This is a genomic window from Bacillus tequilensis KCTC 13622 (genome assembly GCF_000507145.1).
Classification (GTDB): Bacteria; Bacillota; Bacilli; order Bacillales; family Bacillaceae; genus Bacillus; species Bacillus tequilensis.
The window spans coordinates 16,588-42,931 of sequence record NZ_AYTO01000017.1 but is presented as its reverse complement, the minus strand read 5'-3'; the positions used below and the strand labels follow the sequence as shown (position 1 = coordinate 42,931).

Sequence of the window (26,344 nt, the reverse complement as noted above, 5' to 3'; positions counted from 1 at the left end):
ACACCTCCTTATCCGATCAATTATTTTTATTGTTCTTTAACAGAAACTAAATGAGATACTTTATTAATCATACCACGGATCGCAGCGTTATCTTCATGAACAACAGTTTGGTTTGTTTTCTTTAAACCAAGTGTTCTAACAGTAACGCGTTGGTCTTCCGGGCGACCGATTACACTTCGTTTGAGGGTAATTTCTAATTTAGCCATTAATGTTCCCTCCTTATCCTAACAGTTCTTCTACAGATTTTCCACGAAGCTTCGCAACGTCTTCAGCACGTTTAAGCTCACTTAAACCTTGAAGAGTTGCACGAATCATGTTGATCGGTGTGTTAGAACCTAGAGACTTAGAAAGGATATCAGCTACACCAGCAAGCTCAAGTACCGCACGTACAGGGCCTCCAGCGATAACTCCAGTACCTTCAGAAGCAGGTTTTAACAAGATGTTACCTGCACCGAAACGTCCGATGATTTCGTGTGGAATTGTAGTTCCAACCATTGGTACTTCAATCAAATTCTTTTTCGCATCTTCAACAGCTTTGCGGATCGCTTCTGGCACTTCTTGTGCTTTACCAGTACCGAATCCTACGTGTCCGTTTTTGTCACCGACAACGACTAGAGCTGCGAAGCGGAAACGACGACCACCTTTAACAACTTTCGCTACGCGGTTAACCGTAACTAAGCGTTCTTCTAACTCTAATTTGCTTGGGTCAATACGACGCATAATCATGTGTCCCTCCTTTTTTTATTAAAATTTAAGTCCAGCTTCACGAGCGGCATCAGCTAACGCTTTTACACGTCCATGGTATAAGTATCCGCCACGGTCAAATACTACGTCAGAAACGCCTTTTTCAGCAGCGCGTTTTGCAACTAATTCTCCAACTTTAGTAGCAGCAGAAGTATCTCCAGTGCTTTCAACGTTCAAGTCTTTATCGAGAGTAGATGCACTAGCAAGTGTAACACCATTTACATCATCGATGATTTGAGCGTAAATGTGCTTGTTAGAACGGAAAACGTTCAGACGCGGTCTTTCAGCAGTACCGGAAAGTTTAGCGCGAACACGAGCGTGTCTTTTAAGACGAGCAGCATTTTTGCTAGTTTTCGTAATCATCTAGGTCACTCCTTTCTTCACTTTAAGCGATCTTACTTAGCAGATTTACCTTCTTTGCGGCGAACAACTTCACCTTCGTAGCGGATTCCTTTACCTTTGTAAGGCTCTGGAGAACGTACAGCGCGGATGTTAGCAGCAATAGCTCCTACACGTTCTTTGTCTGTACCTTTTACAACTACTTTAGTTTGAGAAGGAACTTCGATTTCGATGCCTTCTTCAGGAACGATCTCAACAGGGTGAGAGTATCCAACGTTTAAAACAAGTTTATTTCCGGATTTAGACGCACGGTAACCGACACCGACTAATTCCAAACCTCTTTCAAATCCTTTAGATACACCTTCAACCATGTTGCCAAGCAGACTGCGAGTTGTACCATGCAGCGCACGGTGCTCTTTTTGATCAGAAGGACGAGCGACTGTAAGCACATTGTCCTCTACTTTAATCTCCATATCAGGGTGAAACGTACGAGTTAATTCTCCTTTTGGTCCTTTCACAGCTACAGTGTTGTTATCGTTTAACGTTACTGTAACATTAGAAGGAATCTCAAGTAACTTCTTACCTACACGAGACATACCAAACACCTCCATTCATGTTAAACTTCTTACCAAACGTATGCTAGAACTTCTCCACCAGCTTGTTTTGCACGGGCTTCTTTGTCCGTTAAAACACCTTGTGATGTAGAAATAATCGCGATTCCAAGACCGTTAAGTACGCGAGGTACTTCGTTAGATTTAGCATAAACACGCAAACCAGGTTTGCTGATTCTTTTAAGACCAGTGATTACGCGCTCGTTGTTTTGTCCGTATTTCAAGAAAACGCGGATGATACCTTGTTTGCTGTCTTCTACGAACTCAACGTCACGAATGAAACCTTCACGCTTTAAAATTTCAGCAATTTCTCTTTTCAATTTAGAAGCAGGAATTTCAAGCTTCTCATGACGTACCATGTTTGCATTGCGAATACGAGTTAGCATATCTGCAATTGGATCTGTCATAACCATTATATAATTACCTCCTTCCCTTTCTTGGGGATTACCAGCTGGCTTTTTTCACGCCAGGAATTTGTCCTTTATATGCAAGCTCACGGAAACAAATACGGCAAAGCTTAAATTTACGAATGACTGAATGCGGACGTCCGCAGCGTTCACAGCGTGTGTACTCTTGTACTTTAAACTTTGGTGTACGTTGTTGTTTCGCAATCATAGACTTTTTAGCCACGATTTCGCCTCCCTTTCATTGATTATTTCTGGAACGGCATACCTACTTGAGTTAATAGCTCACGAGCTTCTTCGTCAGTATTAGCAGTTGTTACGATAACGATGTCCATTCCGCGAACCTTTGTTACTTTATCGTAGTCAATTTCAGGGAAGATTAACTGTTCTTTGATACCAAGTGTGTAGTTACCGCGACCGTCGAAAGATTTTTTAGAAACCCCGCGGAAGTCACGTACACGCGGTAAAGATACAGAAATAAGTTTATCAAGGAAATCATACATGCGTTCTCCGCGAAGAGTTACTTTCGCACCGATAGGCATTCCTTCACGAAGACGGAATCCAGCAATTGATTTCTTCGCACGAGTAACGACAGGTTTTTGACCTGCGATAAACGTTAATTCTTCAACAGCACTGTCGATCGCTTTCGCGTTTTGAACAGCGTCACCAACACCCATGTTGATTACGATTTTTTCGATTTTAGGCACTTGCATAACTGAATCATAGTTGAACTTAGTCATTAAAGCAGGTGCAATTTCTTTATTGTACTTTTCTTTAAGGCGGTTCATGAGATAGACCTCCCTTCCTTTTAATACTATTTATCTAGAACTTGCCCAGATTTTTTTGCAACACGAACTTTTTTGCCATCTTCCACTTTGTATCCTACGCGAGTCACTTCACCTGTTTTAGGATCGAGCGGCATAACGTTTGATACATGAATTGGCGCCTCTTGATTAGAAATACCGCCTTGAGGGTTAGCTTGAGTTGGTTTAGAGTGTTTCTTTACCATGTTAACACCTTCAACTAAAACGCGGTCCTTTTTAGGGAAAGCAGCAAGGATTGTACCTTGTTTGCCTTTATCTTTACCAGAGATAACCATAACTTTATCGCCTTTTTTTACATGCATCCTGATCGCACCTCCTTGAGTAAGGCATTTATTTCATTAGATAACTTCTGGAGCTAGAGAAACAATTTTCATAAAGTTGTTTTCACGCAATTCACGAGCAACCGGTCCGAAGATACGAGTTCCGCGTGGGCTCTTGTCGTCACGGATGATAACACATGCATTCTCATCGAAGCTGATGTATGAACCGTCACTTCTGCGCGCTCCGCTTTTCGTGCGAACGATAACAGCTTTTACGACTTCACCTTTTTTGACAACGCCTCCTGGTGTTGCTTGTTTAACCGTGCAAACAATTACATCACCAATGTTAGCTGTTTTACGTCCAGAACCACCAAGAACTTTAATAGTAAGTACTTCACGTGCGCCAGAGTTGTCAGCTACTTTTAAACGAGTCTCTTGTTGAATCATTATTTGTTACCTCCCTTCGGAAAAAGAATTCCGAACTTTATTAGATAATAACAGCTTCTTCGACAACTTCAATTAGACGGAAACGCTTAGTTGCAGACAATGGACGAGTTTCCATGATCTTTACGATGTCACCGATTTTAGCTTGATTATTTTCATCATGTGCTTTGAATTTTTTTGAGTATTTTACGCGTTTACCGTAAAGTGTATGTTTTTTGTATGTTTCAACAACAACAGTAATGGTTTTATCCATTTTGTCAGAAACTACACGGCCTTGGTAAACTTTGCGTTGGTTACGTTCGCTCATGCTCACGACCTCCCCTCAGTGATTATTTATTAGAAGCAATTTCTCTTTCACGAATCACAGTTTTCATGCGCGCGATAGCTTTGCGCACTTCACGAATGCGAGCAGTATTTTCAAGTTGTCCTGTCGCTAATTGAAAGCGAAGATTGAAAAGTTCTTCTTTAAGAGACTTTACTTTTTGTTCAATTTCAGCAGTGGTAAGGTCACGAATTTCATTAGCTTTCATTTGATTCACCACCAATTTCTTCACGTTTTACGAACTTCGTTTTAATTGGCAATTTGTGAGATGCAAGACGAAGCGCTTCACGAGCAACCTCTTCAGACACACCAGAAATTTCAAATAAAACTTTGCCCGGTTTTACAACAGCTACCCAACCTTCTGGAGCCCCTTTACCGGATCCCATACGTACCTCAAGCGGTTTAGCAGTGTAAGGTTTAGAAGGGAAAATTTTAATCCAAACTTTACCGCCACGTTTCATGTAACGAGTCATCGCAATACGAGCTGCTTCGATTTGACGGTTAGTGATCCATGAAGCTTCAAGAGCTTGGATACCGAACTCACCGAAATGTACTTCAGTACCGCCTTTCGCACGGCCACGCATTTTTCCGCGATGCTCTCTGCGATATTTAACGCGTTTTGGTAATAACATATTATTTTCCTCCTTCCTCTTTTTTCTTCTTAGTAGGAAGAACCTCTCCACGATAGATCCAGACTTTCACACCAAGCTTACCGTAAGTAGTATCAGCTTCAGATGTTGCATAGTCAATGTCCGCACGTAATGTGTGCAATGGAACAGTTCCTTCACTGTAGTATTCAGAACGAGCGATATCTGCACCGCCAAGACGACCAGAAACCATTGTTTTCACACCTTGTGCTCCAGCACGCATAGTACGTTGGATTTGTTGTTTCTGCGCACGGCGGAAAGAAACACGGTTTTCTAATTGACGAGCGATGTTGTCAGCAACTAGCTGTGCATCAAGATCTGCTCTTTTGATTTCAAGAATGTTAATGTGTACACGCTTGCCAGTAAGGCTGTTAAGGGCTTTACGAAGTGCTTCAACTTCAGAACCGCCTTTACCGATAACCATACCAGGCTTAGCTGTGTGGATCGTAATGTTAACGCGGTTTGCTGCACGCTCGATTTCTACTTTAGAAACAGAAGCGTCAGAAAGGCGTTTGCTAATGTATTCACGAATTTTTAAATCTTCGTGCAGGAAGTCAGCGTAATCTTTACCAGCGTACCACTTAGATTCCCAATCACGAATGACTCCGATACGAAGACCGACTGGATTTACCTTTTGACCCACTACTTATCCCTCCTTCTTTTCTGATACAACGATTGTAATGTGGCTCGTACGTTTGTTGATTTGGCTCGCACGTCCCATAGCACGCGGGCGGAATCTTTTTAACGTAGGGCCTTCGTCAACGAATGCTTGAGAAATAACCAGGTTGTTAGCGTCCATTTCATAGTTATGCTCAGCATTTGCAATAGCGGATTTTAATACTTTCTCGATAATTGGAGAAGCAGCTCTTGGTGTAAGGTTCAAGATTGATACTGCCTCACCTACTTGCTTGCCTCGAATCAGGTCCATTACTAGACGAGCTTTACGAGGAGCAATACGGACTGTTCTTGCAACAGCTTTAGCTTGCATTTAAAAGCCTCCTCTCTTAGCGTCTTGTTTTTTTGTCATCACTAGCATGACCTTTGTACGTACGAGTTGGAGCGAATTCACCCAACTTGTGCCCTACCATATCTTCAGAGATGAATACAGGCACGTGTTTACGTCCGTCATAGACTGCAATTGTGTGACCAATAAACTGTGGGAAAATAGTAGAACGACGAGACCAAGTTTTTACGACTTGTTTCTTGTCAGTTTCATTTAATTTCTCGATTTTTGTCATCAAGTGTCCATCGACAAATGGTCCTTTTTTCAAGCTGCGAGCCATTTTGGAACCTCCCTTCGTGATTGCACTACGGTCCGAAGTGAACCGTAGACAACCCCGTTATTTATTTTTACGACGACGTACGATAAATTTATCGGATTTGCTCTTTTTCTTACGTGTCTTGAATCCAAGAGTCGGTTTGCCCCAAGGAGACATTGGTGATTTACGTCCGATTGGCGCACGTCCTTCACCACCACCGTGTGGGTGATCGTTAGGGTTCATTACAGAACCACGAACTGTAGGACGGATGCCTTTCCAGCGAGAACGTCCGGCTTTACCAATGTTGATAAGTTCGTGCTGTTCGTTACCTACTTGACCGATAGAAGCACGGCAAGCAGAAAGAATCATGCGAACTTCTCCAGAGTTCAGACGTACAAGAACGTATTTACCTTCTTTACCAAGAACCTGAGCAGATGTACCAGCTGAACGTACAAGCTGTCCGCCTTTACCAGGTTTCAATTCAATGTTATGCACAACTGTACCAACAGGGATGTTGATAAGTGGAAGTGCATTACCTACTTTAATGTCAGCTTCAGGACCTGACATGATTTCAGTACCCACTTGAATTCCTTTTGGAGCAAGAATGTAACGTTTTTCTCCGTCTGCATAGTTGATTAGAGCGATGTTAGCTGAACGGTTTGGATCGTATTCAACAGTAGCAACGCGTCCAGGTATACCATCTTTATCGCGTTTGAAGTCGATAACACGGTATTGGCGTTTATGTCCGCCACCTTGGTGACGTACAGTCAATTTACCTTGGTTGTTACGTCCGCCTTTTTTGTGAAGGGGAGCAAGCAAGGATTTTTCCGGCTTGTCAGTCGTGATTTCAGCAAAATCTGAAGTTGTCATGCCACGACGTCCATTAGAGGTCGGTTTATACTTTTTAATCGCCATTTTGAATTTCCCTCCTTCTTTTTACAGATAATTAAGCTTCAAAAATTTCGATTTCTTTGCTGTCTGCAGTAAGTTTTACGATCGCTTTTCTGCGACGGCTAGTCATACCAGTGTAGCGTCCGACACGTTTTGATTTACCTTTGTAGTTCATGATGTTGACTTTGTCAACTTTCACTCCAAAGATGCTTTCAACCGCGTCTTTCACTTCTGTTTTATTAGCTCTTACATCAACTTCAAAAGTGTATTTCTTTTCAGCCATTAAATCAGCAGAACGTTCAGTAATGACGGGGCGCTTTAGAACATCACGAGGATCTTTCATTATGCAAGCACCTCCTCTACTTTTTCAACCGCTGCTTTTGTAATCAGAAGCTTCTCGTGGTTGACAACGTCTAAAACGTTGATTCCGTTAGCTTCAACTACAGTAACTCCAGGAATGTTGCGAGCAGATAAAGCTACAGCTTCGTTAGCATCCGCAGTTACGATTAAAGCTTTTTTCTCAACAGATAATCCTTTAAGGATAGCTGCCATTTCTTTTGTTTTAGCCGTATCAAGAGTAAGATCTTCGAGAACGATCATGTTGTTGTCGTTTACTTTAGAAGACAATACTGATTTGATTGCCAAGCGGCGAACTTTTTTAGGTAATTTGTAAGAATAGCTGCGTGGTGTTGGGCCGAATACGACACCACCTCCGCGCCATTGCGGTGAACGGATAGAACCTTGACGGGCACGTCCAGTACCTTTTTGACGCCATGGTTTACGACCTCCGCCGCGTACTTCAGAACGATTTTTCACTTTGTGAGATCCTTGACGTAAGGAAGCTCTTTGCATAAGAATAGCGTCGAATACAACACTCTCATTTGGCTCGATACCAAATACAGAAGCGTTTAATTCGATGTCACCAGCAGTAGAACCGTTTTGGTTGTATAATGCTACTTTTGGCATGATCAATTTCCTCCTTTCCTAAGAGAGTTATTTAGATTTAACAGCACTTTTAACAGTGATTAAAGATTTTCTCGCACCAGGTACGTTACCTTTGATCAAAAGAAGATTGCGTTCTGCATCAACTTTTACGATTTCAAGGTTTTGAACAGTGATTTGCTCTCCGCCCATACGTCCAGGTAATAATTTACCTTTGAATACACGGTTAGGATCTACAGGTCCCATTGAACCAGGACGACGGTGGTAGCGTGAACCGTGAGACATAGGTCCGCGAGATTGTCCGTGGCGCTTGATCGCACCTTGGAAACCTTTACCTTTAGATACTCCTGTTACATCTACGATTTCTCCAGCAGAGAAAATTTCAACCTTGACTTCCTGACCAACTTCATACGCATCCATTTCCACTCCGCGTAATTCTTTAACGAAGCGCTTAGGAGCAGTTTCCGCTTTTGCAACGTGCCCTTTTTCAGGTTTGTTAGAAAGCTTTTCACGCTTGTCGTCAAAACCAAGCTGGATTGCTTCGTAACCGTCGTTTTCAGTTGATTTCTTTTGAAGAACAACGTTTGGAGCAGCCTCGATAACAGTTACCGGAATAAGATCACCATTTTCAGCGAATACTTGCGTCATACCAATTTTTCTTCCTAAGATTCCTTTGGTCATTCGTCACACCTCCTATTAAGATCATTCTATATTTTAGAATTAAAGTTTAATTTCGATATCGACACCAGATGGTAAATCTAATCGCATGAGAGCATCAACAGTTTGTGGTGTTGGGTTCACAATGTCGATTAAACGTTTATGTGTACGCATTTCAAATTGCTCACGAGAATCTTTGTATTTGTGCACCGCACGAAGGATCGTGTAAACTGATTTTTCAGTTGGCAACGGAATCGGACCAGATACGCTGGCACCAGAACGTTTTGCCGTTTCAACAATCTTCTCTGCAGATTGATCAAGGATTCTATGATCATATGCTTTCAAACGAATACGAATTTTTTGTTTTGCCATTATTTTCCCTCCTTTTCGCCTACATCACGTTAGACAGTTCTCCGTGAGAAAAACCTGAACACCTTGCCATGGCAAAGCGGCCGGGTGTGTCAGCAACCTCTCACTTCATCGCAGTCAAAGACCAACATACACCATTATACAGAAAATAGACGTATGTTGCAAGACTTATTTAGAATGTGCATGGTTTGCACACTTTTTTTATTATACAGGTGTTTTTCTTATTAATCAAGGCTCTATCATAAGTGGTGCAGTGCATGGCTGCTCAGTGTGCTGGCAAATAATGAAGGCTCCTCAATATGCGGGGTGTGAGCGGAATTCTCAAACTGAAACCAGTGCTTTTCAGGCGCCTCAAGCGCTTGATAATACTGCTTAGATATTTCAGAAGGAACAATGAGATCATATCTCCCCGACATGAAATAGCACGGTACATTAATAGAAGGAACAGATGCAAATGCATTAAACCGGTACAGCTCCTCAGTTAAATGTTTTTTGCTGAACCGCAGTCCATTGAGGAACTTGGGAATGTTTCTTATTCCATACTCTTGGCCTGTAAGCATTTGAAACAATATAGCAAGAGATTGTTGATGATGATGAGTGAGTCCTCCCCTGCTCAGTTCCACACATAACCGATAGATAAGATGCTGGATATCCTTCTTCCAGGGCGGAGCGCCAATAAACCGTATGAGCGGCGATCGCAAACTGGCTCTCTTTCTGCCAGAGATGTTGCGTATATATTGATAAGATGCTGATTCTTCATGGCGAGGGTTGACGACCTGACTGATTCCATAATAGGCGTAAAATAAATCCGGACGCTGCTGCAGTACATGAAGTGCTATCAGTGACCCCCATGAATGGCCGGCAAGATATATTTTTGTTTTTGAAAATCGGCTTAGAAGCCATTCAGTGATTTGAATAGCATCGTTCACAAGTTGACTGATTGTCATGGAGTGATGCGGAATTCGTTTAGAGTAAGAAAGCCCAGATCCTCTTTGATCCCAATGTACTACTGTGAAATGCTCTTCCAGCTCTTTTTGATAGTGCCTAGCATATCCGATTTGGGATGTCCCCGGTCCGCCATGTAAAAAAAGCAGTATTGGATTTTTTATATCAGCTCCATCAATCATCAGCATTTGCTTTGTATGTTCAATGCTCAGTTCCTTCATAATGGAGATTGATCTCTTTTCAGGAATCATAAGAAAATTAGCCCCTTGAATATGATAGATCTTATTATACAAGAAAAAGGCATGCAAACAAAAAACGAGACCCCTTAGGGGTCTCGTTTATCATCATACGATTACTCAGTGATTGTAGAAACAACGCCTGAACCAACAGTACGTCCGCCTTCACGAATAGAGAAACGAGTTCCTTCTTCGATAGCGATTGTAGAGATAAGTTCAACGTTCATTTCAGTGTTATCTCCAGGCATAACCATTTCTACGCCTTCTGGAAGATGGATGATACCAGTTACATCAGTTGTACGGAAGTAGAACTGAGGACGGTAGTTAGAGAAGAATGGAGTATGACGTCCACCCTCTTCTTTAGAAAGAACATAAACTTCAGCTTTGAATTTGCTGTGTGGAGTGATTGTACCTGGTTTAGCAAGTACTTGACCACGTTGGATGTCTTCACGAGCTACACCGCGAAGAAGGGCACCAATGTTGTCACCAGCTTCAGCATAATCAAGAAGCTTACGGAACATTTCAACACCTGTAACAGTTGTTTTCTTGTTCTCTTCTTGTAGACCGATGATTTCAACTTCGTCACCGACTTTAACTTGTCCGCGTTCTACACGGCCAGTTGCAACTGTACCACGACCAGTGATTGAGAATACGTCCTCAACTGGCATCATGAATGGTTTTTCAGTGTCGCGTTCTGGAGTTGGGATGTACTCATCAACCGCATCCATAAGTTCGAAGATTTTCGCTTCGTAATCAGCGTCACCTTCAAGAGCTTTAAGAGCAGAACCTTTAATTACTGGTACATCATCACCAGGGAAGTCGTATTCGCTAAGAAGATCGCGAACTTCCATTTCAACTAGTTCAAGAAGCTCTTCGTCGTCTACCATGTCGCATTTGTTTAAGAATACAACGATGTATGGTACACCAACGTTTTTAGAAAGAAGGATGTGCTCACGAGTTTGTGGCATTGGGCCATCAGCAGCAGATACTACAAGGATAGCTCCGTCCATTTGCGCAGCACCAGTGATCATGTTTTTAACATAGTCAGCGTGTCCTGGGCAGTCAACGTGTGCATAGTGACGAGTTTCAGTTTCGTATTCAACGTGTGCAGTAGAGATTGTGATACCGCGCTCACGTTCTTCTGGAGCACCATCAATTTGATCGTACGCCATAGCTGTACCTTTACCAGATTTCTTATGAAGTACTGTTGTGATAGCAGCAGTTAAAGTTGTTTTACCATGGTCAACGTGTCCAATTGTACCAATATTGGCATGTGATTTGGAACGGTCGAATTTTTCTTTAGCCATTCTAAAATCCTCCTTAAGAGCTTTTAATTAGTAATGTATAGAGTGATAGGAAGTGAAAGAAAGCTTTCACTTCCTCATCTTACAATAGTAGTTATACTTGAGTTAAGCGGCAAAATCAATTATTCGCCTTTATTTTTTTTGATAATTTCTTCTGCAATGCTCTTCGGCACTTCTTCGTAGTGATCCATGTGCATAGTAAACGTACCGCGACCTTGCGTATTAGAACGAAGTGCAGTAGCGTAACCGAACATTTCAGCAAGAGGAACCATAGCGCGAACAACTTGAGCGTTTCCGCGTGCTTCCATACCTTCTACGCGTCCACGACGTGAAGTAACATCACCCATGATATCTCCCATGTATTCTTCAGGAATTACCACTTCAACTTTCATGATTGGTTCAAGAAGAACTGGGTTACATTTGCTGACTGCATTTTTCAATGCCATAGAAGCAGCAATTTTAAATGCCATTTCGTTTGAGTCAACATCATGGTAAGAACCATCGAAAAGTTTTGCTTTAATGTCGATAAGCGGGAAGCCTGCTAGTACACCATTTTCAAGTGAATCTTCCAGACCTGCTTGAACAGCTGGGATATATTCACGCGGAACAACCCCACCGACAATCGCATTTTCAAACTCGAAGCCAGCGCCTTCTTCGTTTGGTTCGAATTCGATCCAAACGTGTCCGAACTGACCGCGTCCACCAGACTGACGTACGAATTTACCTTCAACTTTGGCGCTGCTACGGAATGTTTCACGGTATGCAACCTGAGGAGCACCAACGTTTGCTTCTACTTTAAATTCGCGTTTCATACGGTCAACAATGATATCAAGGTGAAGTTCACCCATACCAGAGATGATCGTTTGGCCAGTTTCTGGGTTTGTTTGAGTACGGAATGTAGGATCTTCTTCAGCAAGTTTCGCTAAAGCGATACCCATTTTATCTTGGTCAGCTTTTGATTTAGGCTCAATAGCAACGTCGATAACTGGTTCTGGGAATTCCATTGATTCGAGGATAACAAGATCCTTCTCATCACATAGAGTATCTCCAGTAGTCGTATCTTTTAGACCTACAGCAGCTGCGATATCCCCTGCGTAAACAGTAGAGATTTCTTCACGGCTGTTAGCGTGCATTTGAAGGATACGTCCAACACGCTCACGTTTACCTTTAGTAGAGTTTTTCACATATGAACCAGAATCAAGTGTTCCAGAGTACACACGGAAGAACGTCAACTTACCAACGTAAGGGTCAGTCATAACTTTAAATGCTAATGCAGAGAATGGCTCTTCATCAGAAGAATGACGCTCAATCTCTTCATTTGTATCAGGACGAGTACCTTTGATTGCAGCAACGTCAGTTGGAGCAGGAAGGTAGTCAAGAACAGCGTCCAGTACCAATTGAACACCTTTGTTTTTGAAGGCAGAACCAACAAGAACAGGGTAGAATTCAACATTTAATGTACCTTTACGGATACCTGCTTTTAACTCGTCAATAGTGATTTCTTCACCCTCAAGGTATTTATCCATAAGCTCTTCATCAAGCTCACATACAGCTTCAATGAGGCTGTTGCGAAGCTCTTCAGCTTGCTCTTTGTACTCTTCAGGGATTTCTTTTGCTTCTGAACGAGTTCCAAGGTCATCTTCGTAGAAATACGCAACGTTTTCTACAAGATCGATGATACCTTCGAAGTTATCTTCTGCACCGATCGGCAATTGAATTGCATGAGCGTTTGCTTGAAGACGGTCTCTCAAAGTTCCTACAGAGTAAAGGAAGTCTGCACCGATTTTGTCCATTTTGTTAACAAAAACGATACGCGGTACTCCATAAGTTGTCGCCTGGCGCCAAACAGTTTCTGTTTGAGGCTCAACGCCTGATTGTGCATCAAGTACAGCAACAGCACCATCAAGTACGCGAAGAGAACGTTCAACTTCAACTGTGAAGTCTACGTGTCCTGGAGTATCGATGATGTTTACGCGGTATCCTTTCCATTGTGCGGTTGTCGCAGCGGAAGTGATTGTGATACCACGTTCTTGCTCCTGCTCCATCCAGTCCATTTGTGAAGCTCCTTCATGAGTTTCACCAATTTTGTGGATACGACCAGTGTAGTACAAGATGCGTTCTGTAGTAGTCGTTTTACCGGCATCGATGTGAGCCATGATCCCGATATTACGAGTTTTGTCTAAGGAGAACTCTCTTGCCATTGGGTAATTTCTCCTTCCTTATTGGGAAATGTGTTTTTTAGTGTATAAATCCTACCAACGATAGTGAGCAAATGCTTTGTTTGCTTCAGCCATCTTATGAGTATCTTCACGTTTCTTAACAGCAGCACCAGTGTTGTTTGCTGCGTCAAGGATTTCGTTAGCTAAACGCTCTTCCATCGTTTTTTCTCCGCGAAGACGAGCGTAGTTAACTAACCAGCGAAGCCCAAGAGTCGTACGACGTTCAGGACGAACTTCTACAGGAACTTGGTAGTTCGCACCACCTACACGGCGTGCTTTTACTTCAAGTACAGGCATGATGTTTTTCAATGCTTGTTCGAAAACCTCCATTGCATCATTGCCAGTACGTTCTTTAATGATATCGAATGACTTGTATAGGATTGTTTGAGACTTACCTTTTTTACCATCGATCATCATTTTGTTGATTAGACGAGATACAAGCTTAGAGTTGTAAATCGGATCAGGTAAAACATCTCTTTTTGCTACAGGACCTTTACGTGGCATCTGAATATCCTCCCTTCATCAATTATGCGTATTTTCGTTTATTATTTTGCTTTAGGTTTTTTCGTACCGTATTTAGAACGGCCTTGTGCACGGTTTTCAACTCCAGCAGTGTCAAGCGCACCACGAACGATGTGGTAACGTACCCCTGGTAAGTCTTTTACACGTCCGCCGCGGATAAGTACAACACTGTGCTCTTGCAGGTTGTGACCGATACCAGGAATGTAAGCAGTAACCTCGATTCCGTTAGTTAAACGAACACGAGCATATTTACGAAGTGCTGAGTTCGGTTTTTTCGGTGTCATTGTACCAACACGAGTACATACCCCGCGTTTTTGTGGAGAAGATACGTTAGTGTGCTCTTTTTTAAAGCTGTTGTATCCTTTGTTAAGTGCAGGAGACTTTGAGTTTTCTACTTTACTCACGCGTCCTTTGCGAATTAGCTGATTAATTGTAGGCATGAAATTTTCCTCCCTTCATTACGTTTTATAACCCACATACCCAGGTGGTTCATCAAAAGGCAAAAAACAATGTCTTTACATAAGATGAAATCTTACGCAAAAACAAAAGTACGTTATAAAATAATGGCAACAGCGGCTGCTCCTACCTCAATTCCGCAGGCTTTGCCGAGCTTTTTCATGGATTCAACCATCGAGACAGAGATACCTTGATCTTCCGCAAGTGAAACAACACTTGACGTAAGGATCGGATCTGCGTCTATTGCAACGACTACTTCCTTTACTGAACCTCGTTTTAGAGCTTTCACTGTTTGCTTCGTACCAATAATAATTGATTTAGCCTGTGATACTTTATCATAAGACATAAACACATCCTCCAAAGTAACAGGTTTATTTCGAGCACCTTGGTTATATTATCATTCTAGGAGACGAATGTCAACAAGGTATGACGTTTTTTAGTTTCGTTCTTCTCATAGAGTGATTTTTTATTAAATATATCTGCTGAAAGACTGTTTTGGCAGTCTCTCAGCAGATTTACATTATTTATTCAACCGGAACCATGTCTTCAGATGGCTGAACATTTGAAACTGGTTTTACTTTACGGTATTTCATCATACCTGTACCAGCCGGAACAAGTTTACCGATGATAACATTCTCTTTCAAGCCGAGGAGCTCATCACGCTTACCTTTGATCGCTGCGTCTGTCAGGACACGTGTTGTTTCCTGGAAGGAAGCAGCAGATAAGAATGAATCAGTTTCAAGAGATGCTTTTGTAATACCGAGCAAGACAGGACGGCCTGTAGCAGGACGATTGCCTTCAAGCAATACCTTTTTGTTTGCTTCAGTAAATTGGTGGATATCAAGCAATGTACCCGGAAGCACATCAGTGTCACCGGCGTCAATCACACGGACTTTGCGAAGCATCTGGCGAACCATTACCTCTACGTGTTTATCGCCGATTTCAACACCTTGCATACGATAAACCTTTTGAACCTCATGGAGAAGATACTCTTGAACAGTAGTCAGGTCAGTCACTTTAAGAAGCTCTTTCGGATCGATTGAACCTTCTGTCAGTACTTGGCCTCGAGTAATTTTATCTCCTTCCGCTACTTTCAGGCGGGAGTTATAAGGTGCCGTATAAGAACGTGTTTCCACTGCGCCTTGAACCACAACTTCCTGTTGCTTATCTCGAACTTCATTAATTTCAACAACTGTACCGTCGATTTCAGTAATTGTTGCCTGCCCTTTCGGATTACGCGCTTCGAAAAGCTCTTGGATACGCGGAAGACCTTGTGTGATATCGTCTCCGGCAACCCCGCCTGTATGGAAGGTACGCATTGTTAACTGTGTACCAGGCTCACCGATTGATTGGGCAGCAATGATACCGACAGCTTCACCGACTTCAACATCAGAGCCAGTTGCAAGATTTCGGCCATAGCATCGTTTACATACACCATGAGGCGTATTACATGTGAAGGCAGAACGGATCCACACTTCTTCAATGCCGGCTTCCACAATCTCCAGTGCTTTATCTTCATCGATCAGTTCGTTTTCATTTACAAGCACTTCACCTGTTTCAGGGTGCTTCACTTGTTTTCGTGCAAAACGGCCGATTAAGCGTTCTTCTAAGCGTTCAATTGTTTCAGTGCCTTCTTTAAGAGGCTGAGCAAGAATGCCTCGATCAGTTCCGCAATCCGTTTCACGGATGATAACATCCTGTGCAACATCAACGAGACGGCGAGTAAGGTAACCTGAATCAGCAGTTTTAAGGGCGGTATCGGCAAGACCTTTACGCGCACCGTGAGTGGAGATAAAGTACTCCAATACTGTCAGACCTTCACGGAAACTTGATTTGATCGGCAACTCAATGATACGTCCAGCCGGGTTGGCCATCAGACCGCGCATTCCGGCAAGCTGCGTAAAGTTAGACGCGTTACCACGGGCACCAGAGTCACTCATCATGTAAATCGGGTTGAGTTCATCGAGTGATTTCATCAGTTTGCCTTGGATAACATCTTTTGCAGAACTCCAGATAGAGATGACTCTCTCATAGCGTTCTTCTTCAGTGATAAGACCGCGGCGGAACTGTTTCATAACGTTGTCAACTTTGCTTTGCGCTTCCTCAAGAATTTCTTGTTTATCATCGAGAACGACGATGTCTGAAACCCCAACTGTAATACCAGCTTTTGTTGAATATCTGAAACCTAGGTTTTTCATGCGGTCAAGCATTTTAGACGTTTCCGTAATGTGGAATCGTTTAAAGATTTCCGCGATGATTTTACCCAGAATGCCTTTTTTAAACGGTGCATTGATTGGTTGCTTTTCAATGACAGCTTTTACATCGGCACCTTTTTCTAAGAAGAAACGGTCAGGTGTTTTCTCTTCAATGTTGCTCTTCGTTGGTTCATTCATGTAAGGGAATGATTCTGGAAGAATTTCATTGAAGACAAGCTTACCAACAGTTGTAATTAACAATTTTGAGCGCTGTTCTTCGGTAAATGTCACATTCTTAAGGGAGTTAGCTGCAACAGCTACTCTCGTATGAAGGTGAACATATCCGTTTTGATAAGCAAGAAGCGCTTCGTCTGTATTCTTGAAGACCATACCTTCACCGACAGCACCGGCACGCTCAAGTGTCAGGTAATAGTTACCCAGTACCATATCCTGAGACGGTGTTACAACCGGTTTACCATCTTTAGGGTTCAAGATGTTTTGAGCGGCAAGCATCAGGATGCGTGCTTCAGCTTGTGCTTCAGCAGATAATGGTACGTGAACCGCCATTTGGTCACCGTCAAAGTCAGCGTTGTAAGCTGTACATACGAGCGGGTGAAGACGGATTGCGCGTCCTTCAACAAGCGTTGGTTCAAACGCTTGGATACCCAATCTGTGAAGTGTAGGGGCACGGTTCAGAAGTACCGGATGCTCCTTAATAACTGATTCCAGTACATCCCATACTTCAGGCTGTACGCGCTCAATTTTACGTTTCGCACTCTTAATGTTGTGTGCAAGACCTTTTTCAACAAGTTCTTTCATAACGAAAGGTTTGAAAAGTTCAAGCGCCATTTCCTTCGGTAATCCGCATTGGTACATTTTCAAATGAGGACCAACGACGATTACAGAACGTCCGGAGTAATCGACACGCTTACCAAGAAGGTTTTGACGGAAACGGCCTTGCTTCCCTTTCAGCATGTGAGAAAGAGATTTCAACGGTCTGTTACCAGGACCTGTTACAGGTCGTCCGCGGCGGCCGTTGTCAATTAGAGCATCGACAGCCTCTTGAAGCATACGTTTTTCGTTTTGAACGATGATGCTAGGCGCACCAAGATCCAAAAGACGTTTCAAACGATTGTTACGGTTGATGACACGACGATAAAGGTCGTTCAGATCAGAAGTCGCAAAACGTCCGCCATCTAGCTGAACCATCGGTCTAAGCTCAGGAGGAATAACAGGAAGCACATCAAGGATCATCCAAGAAGGCTTGTTTCCTGAGTTACGGAAGGCTTCTAAAACTTCAAGGCGTTTGATCGCACGAGTACGACGCTGCCCTTGTGATGTCTTCAGCTCTTCTTTTAACATATCAACTTCTTTTACAAGATCGATATCTTGAAGAAGTTTATGAATCGCTTCTGCACCCATCGAAGCTTGGAATTTATTACCGTATTTATCGAGATATGCACGGTATTCTTTCTCAGACAGAAGCTGTTTCTTTTCAAGCGGTGTATTTGCCGGATCAGTTACAACGTAAGAAGCAAAGTAAATGACTTCTTCTAAAGCACGAGGTGACATATCCAGCACAAGACCCATACGGCTTGGAATACCTTTGAAATACCAAATGTGGGAAACTGGGGCAGCCAGTTCAATGTGCCCCATTCTCTCACGACGGACTTTAGCCCGTGTTACTTCGACTCCGCAGCGGTCACAAACTACGCCTTTATAACGAACTCGCTTGTACTTCCCGCAATGACATTCCCAGTCCTTAGTCGGTCCGAAAATGCGTTCGCAGAATAGACCGTCCTTTTCAGGTTTTAACGTACGATAGTTTATCGTTTCAGGCTTTTTCACTTCACCAAAAGACCATGAACGGATTTTATCCGGTGAAGCAAGACCGATGTTCATATACTCAAAATTGTTCACATCTAGCAAGGGGCCTACCTCCCTTATTATCTTCGGATTAACCGATGTCACTTGCCTTTATAACTAGAGATTATTCTTTTGTTACTACATCGCGTTCAACGTCTGCAGATGCTGTTTCTTCCGGCTCTTCATCACCCGATAATGCCAGGCCGTCAGCTTGTTTCGCATCTTCTTCGTCTTCTAAGTCTCTCATTTCTATTTCTTCTTCATCACCGGAAAGGATTTTGACATCCATACCTAAGCTTTGAAGTTCTTTGATTAATACTTTGAATGATTCCGGAACACCTGGTTCTGGAACGTTATCGCCTTTAACGATGGCTTCGTATGTTTTCACACGTCCAACCACGTCATCGGACTTAACAGTCAGAATTTCTTGAAGAGTGTAAGCTGCACCATAAGCTTCAAGTGCCCAAACCTCCATCTCACCAAAACGCTGTCCGCCAAATTGCGCTTTACCGCCAAGAGGCTGCTGCGTAACAAGTGAGTAAGGACCTGTAGAGCGTGCATGAAGTTTATCGTCAACCATGTGAGCCAGTTTGATCATGTACATGATACCGACAGACACGCGGTTATCAAACGGCTCTCCAGTACGCCCGTCGTAAAGCACCGTTTTGGCGTCACGAGACATGCCGGCTTCTTCAAGTGTTTCCCAAACATCCTCTTCTCGCGCTCCGTCAAATACAGGAGACGCAATGTGAATGCCGAGGTAACGAGCGGCCATACCCATATGAAGCTCCAGTACCTGCCCGATGTTCATACGTGATGGTACGCCCAGCGGGTTAAGCATGATGTCAATTGGTGTGCCGTCAGGAAGGTAAGGCATATCCTCTTCAGGAAGAATCTTAGAGATAACACCTTTGTTACCGTGACGACCGGCCATTTTATCCCCTTCAGAAATCTTACGTTTCTGAACGATATATACGCGTACCAACTGGTTTACACCTGGAGGAAGTTCGTCTCCGTCTTCACGGTTGAAGACTTTAACGTCGTGGATAATTCCGCCGCCGCCGTGAGGCACACGAAGAGAAGTATCACGAACCTCACGGGCTTTTTCACCAAAGATGGCGTGAAGAAGGCGTTCTTCAGCAGTCAGTTCCGTTACACCTTTAGGCGTTACTTTACCAACAAGAAGATCTCCGTCTTTTACTTCTGCCCCAATACGGATGATTCCGCGGTCATCAAGATTGCGAAGCGCATCTTCTCCGACGTTTGGAATATCGCGAGTGATTTCTTCAGGTCCAAGTTTCGTATCACGTGCTTCTGATTCATATTCTTCAATATGGATAGATGTATAAACATCATCCTTCACAAGACGTTCACTCATGATGATGGCATCCTCATAGTTGTAGCCATCCCATGTCATGAAGCCGACCATTACGTTACGGCCAAGTGCAAGTTCACCAAGCTCCATAGAAGGACCGTCAGCAAGGATTTCTCCTTTTACTACTTCATCGCCGACACTTACGATCGGACGCTGGTTGTAGCACGTTCCTTGGTTAGAGCGGACAAATTTCAGCATGCTGTATTTATCCAAGTTTCCTTTTACTTTTTGACCGTCTACTTCTTCATAACGGCGAACCCAAACGTTTTTCGCTTCTACGCGCTCAACGATACCAGGGTGTTTACAAATAACAGCGGCACCAGAGTCTTTACCTGATACGTATTCCATACCAGTTCCAACGAATGGCGCTTCCGGCTGCATCAAAGGCACAGCCTGACGCTGCATGTTCGCTCCCATGAGGGCACGGTTGGAGTCATCATTTTCTAAGAACGGGATACATGCAGTCGCAGCAGAAACAACCTGCTTAGGCGATACATCCATGTAGTCCACACGGTTTCTGGCAACAACGGTGTTCTCCCCGCGGAAACGGGCTACGATGCTGTCATCAATAAATGCACCTTCGTCATCAAGACGAGCGTTCGCTTGAGCGACAACATAGTTATCCTCTTCATCAGCAGTTAAGTAATCGATTCTGCCCGTTACCTTTCCTGTTTCAGGATCAACACGGCGATATGGCGTTTCGATGAAACCAAAACGGTTTACTTTTGCATATGATGAAAGTGAGTTGATCAAACCGATATTAGGGCCCTCAGGCGTTTCAATCGGACACATACGGCCATAGTGGGAGTAGTGAACATCACGCACTTCCATTCCGGCACGCTCACGTGTTAATCCGCCCGGTCCTAATGCTGACAGACGGCGCTTATGTGTTAATTCAGCAAGCGGGTTCGTCTGGTCCATGAATTGAGAAAGCTGAGAGCTTCCAAAGAACTCTTTAATGGACGCAATAACAGGACGAATGTTGATCAGCTGCTGAGGTGTAATTGTATTCGTATCTTGAATAGACATTCTCTCACGAACCACACGCTCCATACGGCTTAAACCGATACGGAATTGGTTTTGGAGAAGCTCACCTACAGAACGTAAACGGCGGTTTCCAAGATGATCGATATCATCTGTGTCGCCTACTCCGTGCAGCAGGTTGAAGAAGTAGCTGATAGAAGAAATAATATCAGCAGGCGTGATGTTTTTAATCTCTTCTTCAATGTAAGCATTGCCGATTACATTAATAACCTGTTCTCCTTCTTGATCAGTCGGAGCATAGATTTTAATCGATTGAAGAGTCACTTCATCTTCAACAACGCCGCCATTCGGGTACAGCTTTCTGAAACCGATTCCGTTTTCTAAGTATGGCAGTACCTTATCAAGTGTTCTTCTATCAAGAATCTGACCTTTTTCAGCCAGGATTTCTCCTGTTTCAGGGTCAACAAGCGTTTCAGCAAGTCTCTGATTAAAGAGGCGATTCTTAATATGAAGTTTTTTGTTAATTTTATAGCGTCCTACATTAGCAAGATCGTATCGTTTCGGATCAAAGAAACGAGAATCAAGCAAGCTTTTCGCATTTTCTACTGTAGGCGGCTCTCCTGGACGGAGACGCTCGTAAATTTCAAGCAGCGCTTTGTCGCTGTTTTCTGTGTTGTCTTTATCAAGTGTATTTCGCAGGTATTCGTTTTCTCCTACGAGATCAAGAATCTCTTGATCGGAACCGAAGCCGAGAGCACGCAAAAGAACCGTAACCGGCAACTTACGTGTGCGATCAATGCGGACATAAACAACATCTTTCGCATCAGTTTCGTATTCTAACCATGCGCCACGGTTTGGAATGACAGTTGCGGTAAAACCTTTTTTACCGTTTTTGTCTACTTTACCACTGAAATATACACTTGGAGACCGAACAAGCTGGGAAACGATAACACGTTCCGCACCGTTAATGATAAAAGTACCTGTGTCTGTCATAATAGGGAAATCACCCATGAAGACATCTTGGTCTTTTACCTCTCCAGTTTCTTTGTTAATCAAACGAACCTTCACTCTTAGCGGAGCTGAGTAAGTCACATCGCGTTCTTTTGATTCCTCTACAGGATATTTAGGATCACCTAAACTATAATCAATGAACTCAAGAGAGAGGTTACCAGTGAAATCCTCAATTGGCGATATGTCTTGAAACATCTCTCTAAGACCCTCATCAAGAAACCACTGATAAGAAGAGGTTTGAATTTCAATGAGATTTGGTAATTCTAACACTTCGCTAATGCGAGCATAGCTTCTGCGCTGGCGGTGTCGTCCATACTGAACTAGTTGACCTGTCAACTGATTCACCCCTCAAATCATGCGTATTATATGTGTAATAAGCATTTCTTCCAAAGAAAGAAATACTTTTACAAGACAAAAGAAAAAAGGGTTTCTAATTAAGAAAACCACATCCAAAAACAAATACCGATTTTATTAGCATTTCCATACTTGTATAATTTATACATAGATATTGACAATTCATCATATCAAGCAAAATATATACATTGGCATTTTATAATGTTAACATAGCTAAAATACCGAGTCAAACTTTTTTTGCTTTTATGATATAATAGCCTTTCTTTTTTTGAACAACAGAAACTTCACCGAACAGTTCCTCGAGTTTTTCAATGGCAGAAGGCGCGCCTTGCTTTTTCTGTATGACGATCCACAACTCACCTGAAGCTTTTAAGTGTTCAGCGCTTTTCTCAAAGATAGCATGGACAACTTTTTTTCCGGCTCGGATTGGGGGATTTGTAAGAATAGAAGCAAATGTTTGAGCAGAATCAACATTCGAAAACAAATCACTTTGATAAATCTTAACGTTTGTTATTCCGTTTTGTTCCGCATTTTCATTTGATAGCTCTACAGCTCTTTCATTAACGTCAATCATGTGGATGGTCCGGTCTTTAAAGGCGCTGGCAAGCGATAGACCAATCGGGCCGTACCCGCAGCCTACATCCAGAATGCCGCCCTCAACTTCAGGCTCTTCAAAAGAATCAATCAGCAAACGGGAACCGAAATCAACTTCTTTTTTAGAAAAAACCCCGCTGTCGCTGGTAAATGTGAAATCTTTATTCCGAAGCCTAAAAGACCAGGTTTGCTTGTTGCTTTTTACTGAAGGTTTTTCTGAATAATAATGCTCACTCATTATTAGAACCTCCTTTTTTTCATGTCTTAAAGAATGGCAAAGAAAAAGCTCGCCTCATAAAAGCGAGCTTCCCCTCAGGTAAGTGAAGATTACTTAACTTCTACAGAAGCGCCAACTTCTTCAAGTTTAGCTTTAAGCTCTTCAGCTTCTTCTTTAGCAATACCTTCTTTAAGAGGTTTTGGAGTGTTGTCAACAAGTTCTTTAGCTTCTTTCAAGCCAAGACCAGTGATTTCACGTACAACTTTGATAACTTTGATTTTTTGAGATCCTGCACCAGCAAGGATAAGATCGAATTCGCTTTGCTCTTCAGCAGCTCCGCCTGCAGCAGCTCCGCCAGCTACAGCTACAGGAGCAGCAGCAGTTACGCCAAATTCTTCTTCGATTGCTTTTACTAGGTCGTTCAATTCAAGTACAGTTGCTTCTTTAACGGAAGCAATGATTTCTTCGATATTTAAAGCCATTTGTAATTCCTCCATTTTTGTTTTAATTTATGAAAAACTGATTAGATTAAGCACCTTGTTCTTCTTTTTGTTCTGCCACAGCTTTTGTAGCAAGAGCAAAGTTGCGAACTGGAGCTTGAAGTACGCTAAGCAACATAGAAAGCAAGCCTTCGCGTGATGGAAGTTCAGCAAGAGCTTTCACTTCTTCAACAGTAGAAACTTTACCTTCGATAACGCCAGCTTTGATTTCAAGAGCTTCATGATTTTTAGCGAAGTCATTAAGAACTTTAGCCGGAGCGACAACATCTTCAGTGCTGAATGCGATCGCGTTCGGTCCAGTTAAGAAATCATTCAAACCATTAAGCTCAGCTTGTTCAACCGCACGGCGAGTCATCGTATTTTTGTAAACTTTGAACTCAACGTTAGCTTCGCGAAGCTGTTTACGAAGTTCTGTTACTTCAGAAACGTTAAGTCCGCGATAATCAACGATGATCGTTGATTTGCTTTCTTTCAGTTTAGAAGCAATTTCTTCAACAACAACTTTTTTTGTATCAATTGCGCTGCTCATGGTTACACCTCCTGTAGATTCTTGTGTAACACTTATACCGTTAGGTGATCACGACCGAGACGACGGATTCCATATAAAAAGCCTCCATGAGACATGGAGGCTGTATATACAAGCATACGTAACGTAATAGCTGTGATAATATACACCTCGGTAGGATGATTAAGCGGTTAGGCCCCTACTGTCTACGGTATAAATGATATTCTATTTTACAACATTTTGAATCATATCAGAATGTTGTTGTCATGTCAATATTATTTTACGTTAAAAGTTGAAGCGTCTACTTTGACACCAGGTCCCATAGTAGATGTTACAGCAACGTTTTTCACGTAAACGCCTTTAGCTGCAGCAGGTTTAGCTTTCAGGATTGTATCGTACATTGTTGTGAAGTTCTCAACAAGTTTTTCGTCCTCGAAAGAAACTTTACCGATAGGAACATGAATGTTTCCAGCTTTATCAGCACGGTATTCAACTTTACCAGCTTTGATTTCGCCGATTGCTTTTTCAACTTCGAAAGTAACTGTACCAGTTTTAGGGTTTGGCATTAAACCTTTTGGTCCAAGCACACGACCGATTTTACCAACTTCACCCATCATGTCAGGTGTAGCTACGATTACATCGAAATCGAACCAGCCTTGTTGAATTTTGTTGATGTAGTCAGTATCGCCAACGAAATCTGCACCAGCAGCTTCAGCTTCTTTCGCTTTTTCGCCTTTTGCGAAAACGAGAACGCGCTGAGTTTTACCAGTTCCGTTTGGAAGCACGACTGCTCCACGGATTTGCTGATCGTTTTTACGAGTGTCAACCCCTAGACGAAAAGCCACTTCAACTGTAGCGTCGAATTTAGCTGTGTTTGTTTTTTTAACGAGAGCTACTGCTTCAGAAACGTCGTAAGCTTTTGAACGTTCTACAAGCTTAGCAGCTTCAACGTACTTTTTACCTTTTTTAGCCATTTTAAAATTTCCTCCTTATGTGGTTATAGCGGAATAACCTCCCACGAATAAGGGTTGCGAACTTGTGAAAACTCGCAACCCGACAAGAAACAAATTAATCCTCGATTACAATACCCATACTGCGGGCAGTACCTTCAACCATGCGCATTGCCGCTTCAACGTCTGCTGCGTTTAAGTCAGGCATTTTCGTTTCAGCGATTTCGCGTACTTTATCGCGCTTAACGGTTGCCACTTTATTACGGTTTGGTTCACCAGAACCAGACTCAATTCCAGCTGCTTTTTTAAGCAATACTGCAGCAGGTGGAGTTTTTGTAATAAATGTAAATGAACGGTCTTCGTAAACCGAAATTTCAACAGGAATGATTAAACCAGCTTGGTCAGCTGTACGAGCGTTAAACTCCTTACAGAATCCCATGATGTTAACACCGGCTTGACCAAGTGCAGGTCCAACTGGTGGTGCTGGGTTAGCTTTTCCAGCAGGAATTTGCAATTTTACAACTTTTACTACTTTTTTAGCCACGAGACACACCTCCTTAAGTCCGTGATGTGGTAATAGGGTAAACCCTCCCACTCAAGGTTTCATTCTTTATATGAATGATGAAATATCAAGCTAGTTGCCTTGGATAAGTCCAAGACGTACCTTTGCTATATTATCATTTATATATAGCAATTTCAAGTTTTTTCACATTACAATTTATCGATTTGGGTAAATTCCAGCTCAACCGGCGTTTCACGGCCGAACATATTAACGAAAACTTTGACCTTGCTTTTATCATAATCAATCTCTTCAATTGATCCTGTAAAGTTCGCAAAAGGCCCGTCTATCACTTTCACTGTCTCTTTCAGTTCAAAGTCAATATCCGTTTTGCGTTCGTCCATGCCCATTCTCTTCAAAATGGTTTCTGCTTCGCCCGGAAGCAGCGCCGTCGGTTTTGAACCAGACCCGGCAGACCCTACGAATCCCGTAACACCCGGCGTGTTGCGGACAACATACCAAGAGTCGTCTGTCATTACAATTTCAACAAGCACATAACCAGGGAATACTTTCTTTTTCACTACTTTTTTCTTGCCGTTTTTGATATCGGTTTCTTCTTCCTCAGGTACGACTACACGAAAAATTTTATCCTGCATCCCCATTGATTCAACACGTTTTTCCAAGTTGGCTTTTACTTTATTCTCATAACCAGAGTACGTGTGAACAACATACCAATTCTTTTCCATTCTCTTCAGGACTGTCCAGTCCTTCCCTCCCCGCATTTGGTTTTAGTGAATTACCATAACGCTCAAAAAAATAGGCAGCAAGCCTATGATGACTTTCATTTTAAGCCACAATAAAAAACCCGCTGAACGGGTTTTGGCAAGTGATATTATGAT

34 protein-coding genes and 1 other annotated feature are annotated in these 26,344 nt (G+C 42.6%); all 34 genes read right to left on the bottom strand.

The window, feature by feature from the left end:
- Nucleotides 1–26 precede the first annotated feature (26 nt).
- A complete protein-coding gene (rpmD, locus tag V756_RS0107070) occupies nucleotides 27–206 on the bottom strand; it encodes a 50S ribosomal protein L30 (RefSeq protein WP_003156497.1) in 180 nt (59 codons plus the stop codon).
- Between the two features lie 13 nt (nucleotides 207–219).
- Entirely contained in the window at nucleotides 220–720 is a 501-nt protein-coding gene (gene rpsE / locus V756_RS0107065; RefSeq protein ID WP_003328273.1) for a 30S ribosomal protein S5, read from the bottom strand.
- Between the two features lie 24 nt (nucleotides 721–744).
- The gene (rplR, locus tag V756_RS0107060; RefSeq protein ID WP_003241994.1) at nucleotides 745–1,107 is read right to left on the bottom strand and encodes a 50S ribosomal protein L18; all 363 of its coding nucleotides are present in this window, start codon (nucleotides 1,105–1,107) and stop codon (nucleotides 745–747) included.
- Nucleotides 1,108–1,139: 32 nt separating this feature from the next.
- Nucleotides 1,140–1,679 carry a 50S ribosomal protein L6 gene (gene rplF, locus V756_RS0107055; protein ID WP_024714053.1) on the bottom strand — a complete coding sequence of 180 codons (540 nt, stop codon included), beginning with the start codon at nucleotides 1,677–1,679 and terminating at the stop codon, nucleotides 1,140–1,142.
- 29 nt (nucleotides 1,680–1,708) lie between these two features.
- On the bottom strand, nucleotides 1,709–2,107 hold the full coding sequence (gene rpsH, locus V756_RS0107050) for a 30S ribosomal protein S8 (RefSeq protein WP_003241998.1): 399 nt from the start codon (nucleotides 2,105–2,107) through the stop codon (nucleotides 1,709–1,711).
- Nucleotides 2,108–2,138: 31 nt separating this feature from the next.
- Entirely contained in the window at nucleotides 2,139–2,324 is a 186-nt protein-coding gene (gene rpsN, locus V756_RS0107045; RefSeq protein ID WP_003156488.1) for a 30S ribosomal protein S14, read from the bottom strand.
- A gap of 22 nt (nucleotides 2,325–2,346) precedes the next feature.
- Nucleotides 2,347–2,886, bottom strand: coding sequence for a 50S ribosomal protein L5 (gene rplE / locus V756_RS0107040; RefSeq protein ID WP_003225809.1), 540 nt, complete (start codon nucleotides 2,884–2,886; stop codon nucleotides 2,347–2,349).
- A 26-nt stretch (nucleotides 2,887–2,912) separates the two neighbouring features.
- A complete protein-coding gene (rplX, locus tag V756_RS0107035; RefSeq protein ID WP_003156486.1) occupies nucleotides 2,913–3,224 on the bottom strand; it encodes a 50S ribosomal protein L24 in 312 nt (103 codons plus the stop codon).
- Nucleotides 3,225–3,260: 36 nt separating this feature from the next.
- Nucleotides 3,261–3,629, bottom strand: coding sequence for a 50S ribosomal protein L14 (rplN, locus tag V756_RS0107030; RefSeq protein ID WP_003225805.1), 369 nt, complete (start codon nucleotides 3,627–3,629; stop codon nucleotides 3,261–3,263).
- Between the two features lie 40 nt (nucleotides 3,630–3,669).
- The gene (rpsQ, locus tag V756_RS0107025) at nucleotides 3,670–3,933 is read right to left on the bottom strand and encodes a 30S ribosomal protein S17 (protein ID WP_024714052.1); all 264 of its coding nucleotides are present in this window, start codon (nucleotides 3,931–3,933) and stop codon (nucleotides 3,670–3,672) included.
- Nucleotides 3,934–3,955: 22 nt separating this feature from the next.
- Nucleotides 3,956–4,156, bottom strand: a complete 201-nt coding sequence (rpmC, locus tag V756_RS0107020; protein ID WP_003225802.1) for a 50S ribosomal protein L29 — start codon at nucleotides 4,154–4,156, stop codon at nucleotides 3,956–3,958.
- Entirely contained in the window at nucleotides 4,146–4,580 is a 435-nt protein-coding gene (rplP, locus tag V756_RS0107015) for a 50S ribosomal protein L16 (protein ID WP_003225801.1), read from the bottom strand. The genes rpmC and rplP overlap by 11 nt, the downstream gene beginning before the upstream one ends.
- A gap of 1 nt (nucleotide 4,581) precedes the next feature.
- Nucleotides 4,582–5,238 (bottom strand): 30S ribosomal protein S3, encoded by a 657-nt coding sequence (gene rpsC, locus V756_RS0107010; RefSeq protein ID WP_014478628.1) that lies wholly within the window; start codon nucleotides 5,236–5,238, stop codon nucleotides 4,582–4,584.
- Nucleotides 5,239–5,241: 3 nt separating this feature from the next.
- On the bottom strand, nucleotides 5,242–5,583 hold the full coding sequence (gene rplV / locus V756_RS0107005; protein WP_003156475.1) for a 50S ribosomal protein L22: 342 nt from the start codon (nucleotides 5,581–5,583) through the stop codon (nucleotides 5,242–5,244).
- 16 nt (nucleotides 5,584–5,599) lie between these two features.
- Nucleotides 5,600–5,878, bottom strand: coding sequence for a 30S ribosomal protein S19 (rpsS, locus tag V756_RS0107000; RefSeq protein ID WP_003156472.1), 279 nt, complete (start codon nucleotides 5,876–5,878; stop codon nucleotides 5,600–5,602).
- Between the two features lie 57 nt (nucleotides 5,879–5,935).
- Nucleotides 5,936–6,769 carry a 50S ribosomal protein L2 gene (gene rplB / locus V756_RS0106995; RefSeq protein WP_024714051.1) on the bottom strand — a complete coding sequence of 278 codons (834 nt, stop codon included), beginning with the start codon at nucleotides 6,767–6,769 and terminating at the stop codon, nucleotides 5,936–5,938.
- A gap of 31 nt (nucleotides 6,770–6,800) precedes the next feature.
- Nucleotides 6,801–7,088, bottom strand: coding sequence for a 50S ribosomal protein L23 (gene rplW, locus V756_RS0106990; RefSeq protein ID WP_003225793.1), 288 nt, complete (start codon nucleotides 7,086–7,088; stop codon nucleotides 6,801–6,803).
- Nucleotides 7,088–7,711: a 50S ribosomal protein L4 gene (rplD, locus tag V756_RS0106985; protein WP_024714050.1), complete on the bottom strand. Its 624-nt coding sequence runs from the start codon at nucleotides 7,709–7,711 to the stop codon at nucleotides 7,088–7,090. Before rplD ends, rplW begins: the two co-directional genes overlap by 1 nt.
- Before the next feature lie 27 nt (nucleotides 7,712–7,738).
- Complete coding sequence (rplC, locus tag V756_RS0106980) at nucleotides 7,739–8,368, bottom strand: 50S ribosomal protein L3 (protein WP_024714049.1); 630 nt, start codon at nucleotides 8,366–8,368, stop codon at nucleotides 7,739–7,741.
- 39 nt (nucleotides 8,369–8,407) lie between these two features.
- Complete coding sequence (gene rpsJ, locus V756_RS0106975) at nucleotides 8,408–8,716, bottom strand: 30S ribosomal protein S10 (RefSeq protein WP_003156464.1); 309 nt, start codon at nucleotides 8,714–8,716, stop codon at nucleotides 8,408–8,410.
- Nucleotides 8,717–8,952: 236 nt separating this feature from the next.
- Nucleotides 8,953–9,909: an alpha/beta fold hydrolase gene (locus V756_RS0106970; protein WP_024714048.1), complete on the bottom strand. Its 957-nt coding sequence runs from the start codon at nucleotides 9,907–9,909 to the stop codon at nucleotides 8,953–8,955.
- Between the two features lie 101 nt (nucleotides 9,910–10,010).
- Nucleotides 10,011–11,201, bottom strand: coding sequence for an elongation factor Tu (tuf, locus tag V756_RS0106965; protein WP_024714047.1), 1,191 nt, complete (start codon nucleotides 11,199–11,201; stop codon nucleotides 10,011–10,013).
- Nucleotides 11,202–11,320: 119 nt separating this feature from the next.
- Nucleotides 11,321–13,399: an elongation factor G gene (gene fusA, locus V756_RS0106960; RefSeq protein WP_024714046.1), complete on the bottom strand. Its 2,079-nt coding sequence runs from the start codon at nucleotides 13,397–13,399 to the stop codon at nucleotides 11,321–11,323.
- A gap of 51 nt (nucleotides 13,400–13,450) precedes the next feature.
- Complete coding sequence (gene rpsG, locus V756_RS0106955) at nucleotides 13,451–13,921, bottom strand: 30S ribosomal protein S7 (RefSeq protein ID WP_003225784.1); 471 nt, start codon at nucleotides 13,919–13,921, stop codon at nucleotides 13,451–13,453.
- Between the two features lie 41 nt (nucleotides 13,922–13,962).
- Nucleotides 13,963–14,379 (bottom strand): 30S ribosomal protein S12, encoded by a 417-nt coding sequence (gene rpsL, locus V756_RS0106950; protein WP_003225781.1) that lies wholly within the window; start codon nucleotides 14,377–14,379, stop codon nucleotides 13,963–13,965.
- A gap of 113 nt (nucleotides 14,380–14,492) precedes the next feature.
- A complete protein-coding gene (locus V756_RS0106945) occupies nucleotides 14,493–14,741 on the bottom strand; it encodes a 50S ribosomal protein L7ae-like protein (protein WP_024714045.1) in 249 nt (82 codons plus the stop codon).
- A 178-nt stretch (nucleotides 14,742–14,919) separates the two neighbouring features.
- Nucleotides 14,920–18,519, bottom strand: coding sequence for a DNA-directed RNA polymerase subunit beta' (gene rpoC, locus V756_RS0106940; RefSeq protein ID WP_024714044.1), 3,600 nt, complete (start codon nucleotides 18,517–18,519; stop codon nucleotides 14,920–14,922).
- 61 nt (nucleotides 18,520–18,580) lie between these two features.
- Entirely contained in the window at nucleotides 18,581–22,162 is a 3,582-nt protein-coding gene (gene rpoB, locus V756_RS0106935) for a DNA-directed RNA polymerase subunit beta (protein ID WP_024714043.1), read from the bottom strand.
- Between the two features lie 244 nt (nucleotides 22,163–22,406).
- Nucleotides 22,407–23,012, bottom strand: coding sequence for a class I SAM-dependent methyltransferase (locus tag V756_RS0106930; RefSeq protein ID WP_024714042.1), 606 nt, complete (start codon nucleotides 23,010–23,012; stop codon nucleotides 22,407–22,409).
- 89 nt (nucleotides 23,013–23,101) lie between these two features.
- Complete coding sequence (gene rplL / locus V756_RS0106925; protein ID WP_003156436.1) at nucleotides 23,102–23,473, bottom strand: 50S ribosomal protein L7/L12; 372 nt, start codon at nucleotides 23,471–23,473, stop codon at nucleotides 23,102–23,104.
- A 46-nt stretch (nucleotides 23,474–23,519) separates the two neighbouring features.
- The gene (gene rplJ / locus V756_RS0106920) at nucleotides 23,520–24,020 is read right to left on the bottom strand and encodes a 50S ribosomal protein L10 (RefSeq protein WP_024714041.1); all 501 of its coding nucleotides are present in this window, start codon (nucleotides 24,018–24,020) and stop codon (nucleotides 23,520–23,522) included.
- A 65-nt stretch (nucleotides 24,021–24,085) separates the two neighbouring features.
- Nucleotides 24,086–24,226: a sequence feature (ribosomal protein L10 leader region), on the bottom strand.
- A gap of 45 nt (nucleotides 24,227–24,271) precedes the next feature.
- Nucleotides 24,272–24,970: a 50S ribosomal protein L1 gene (gene rplA, locus V756_RS0106915; RefSeq protein ID WP_024714040.1), complete on the bottom strand. Its 699-nt coding sequence runs from the start codon at nucleotides 24,968–24,970 to the stop codon at nucleotides 24,272–24,274.
- 94 nt (nucleotides 24,971–25,064) lie between these two features.
- On the bottom strand, nucleotides 25,065–25,490 hold the full coding sequence (gene rplK / locus V756_RS0106910; protein ID WP_003156430.1) for a 50S ribosomal protein L11: 426 nt from the start codon (nucleotides 25,488–25,490) through the stop codon (nucleotides 25,065–25,067).
- Nucleotides 25,491–25,657: 167 nt separating this feature from the next.
- Nucleotides 25,658–26,191 (bottom strand): transcription termination/antitermination protein NusG, encoded by a 534-nt coding sequence (gene nusG / locus V756_RS0106905; protein ID WP_010332761.1) that lies wholly within the window; start codon nucleotides 26,189–26,191, stop codon nucleotides 25,658–25,660.
- Between the last annotated feature and the right edge of the window lie 153 nt (nucleotides 26,192–26,344).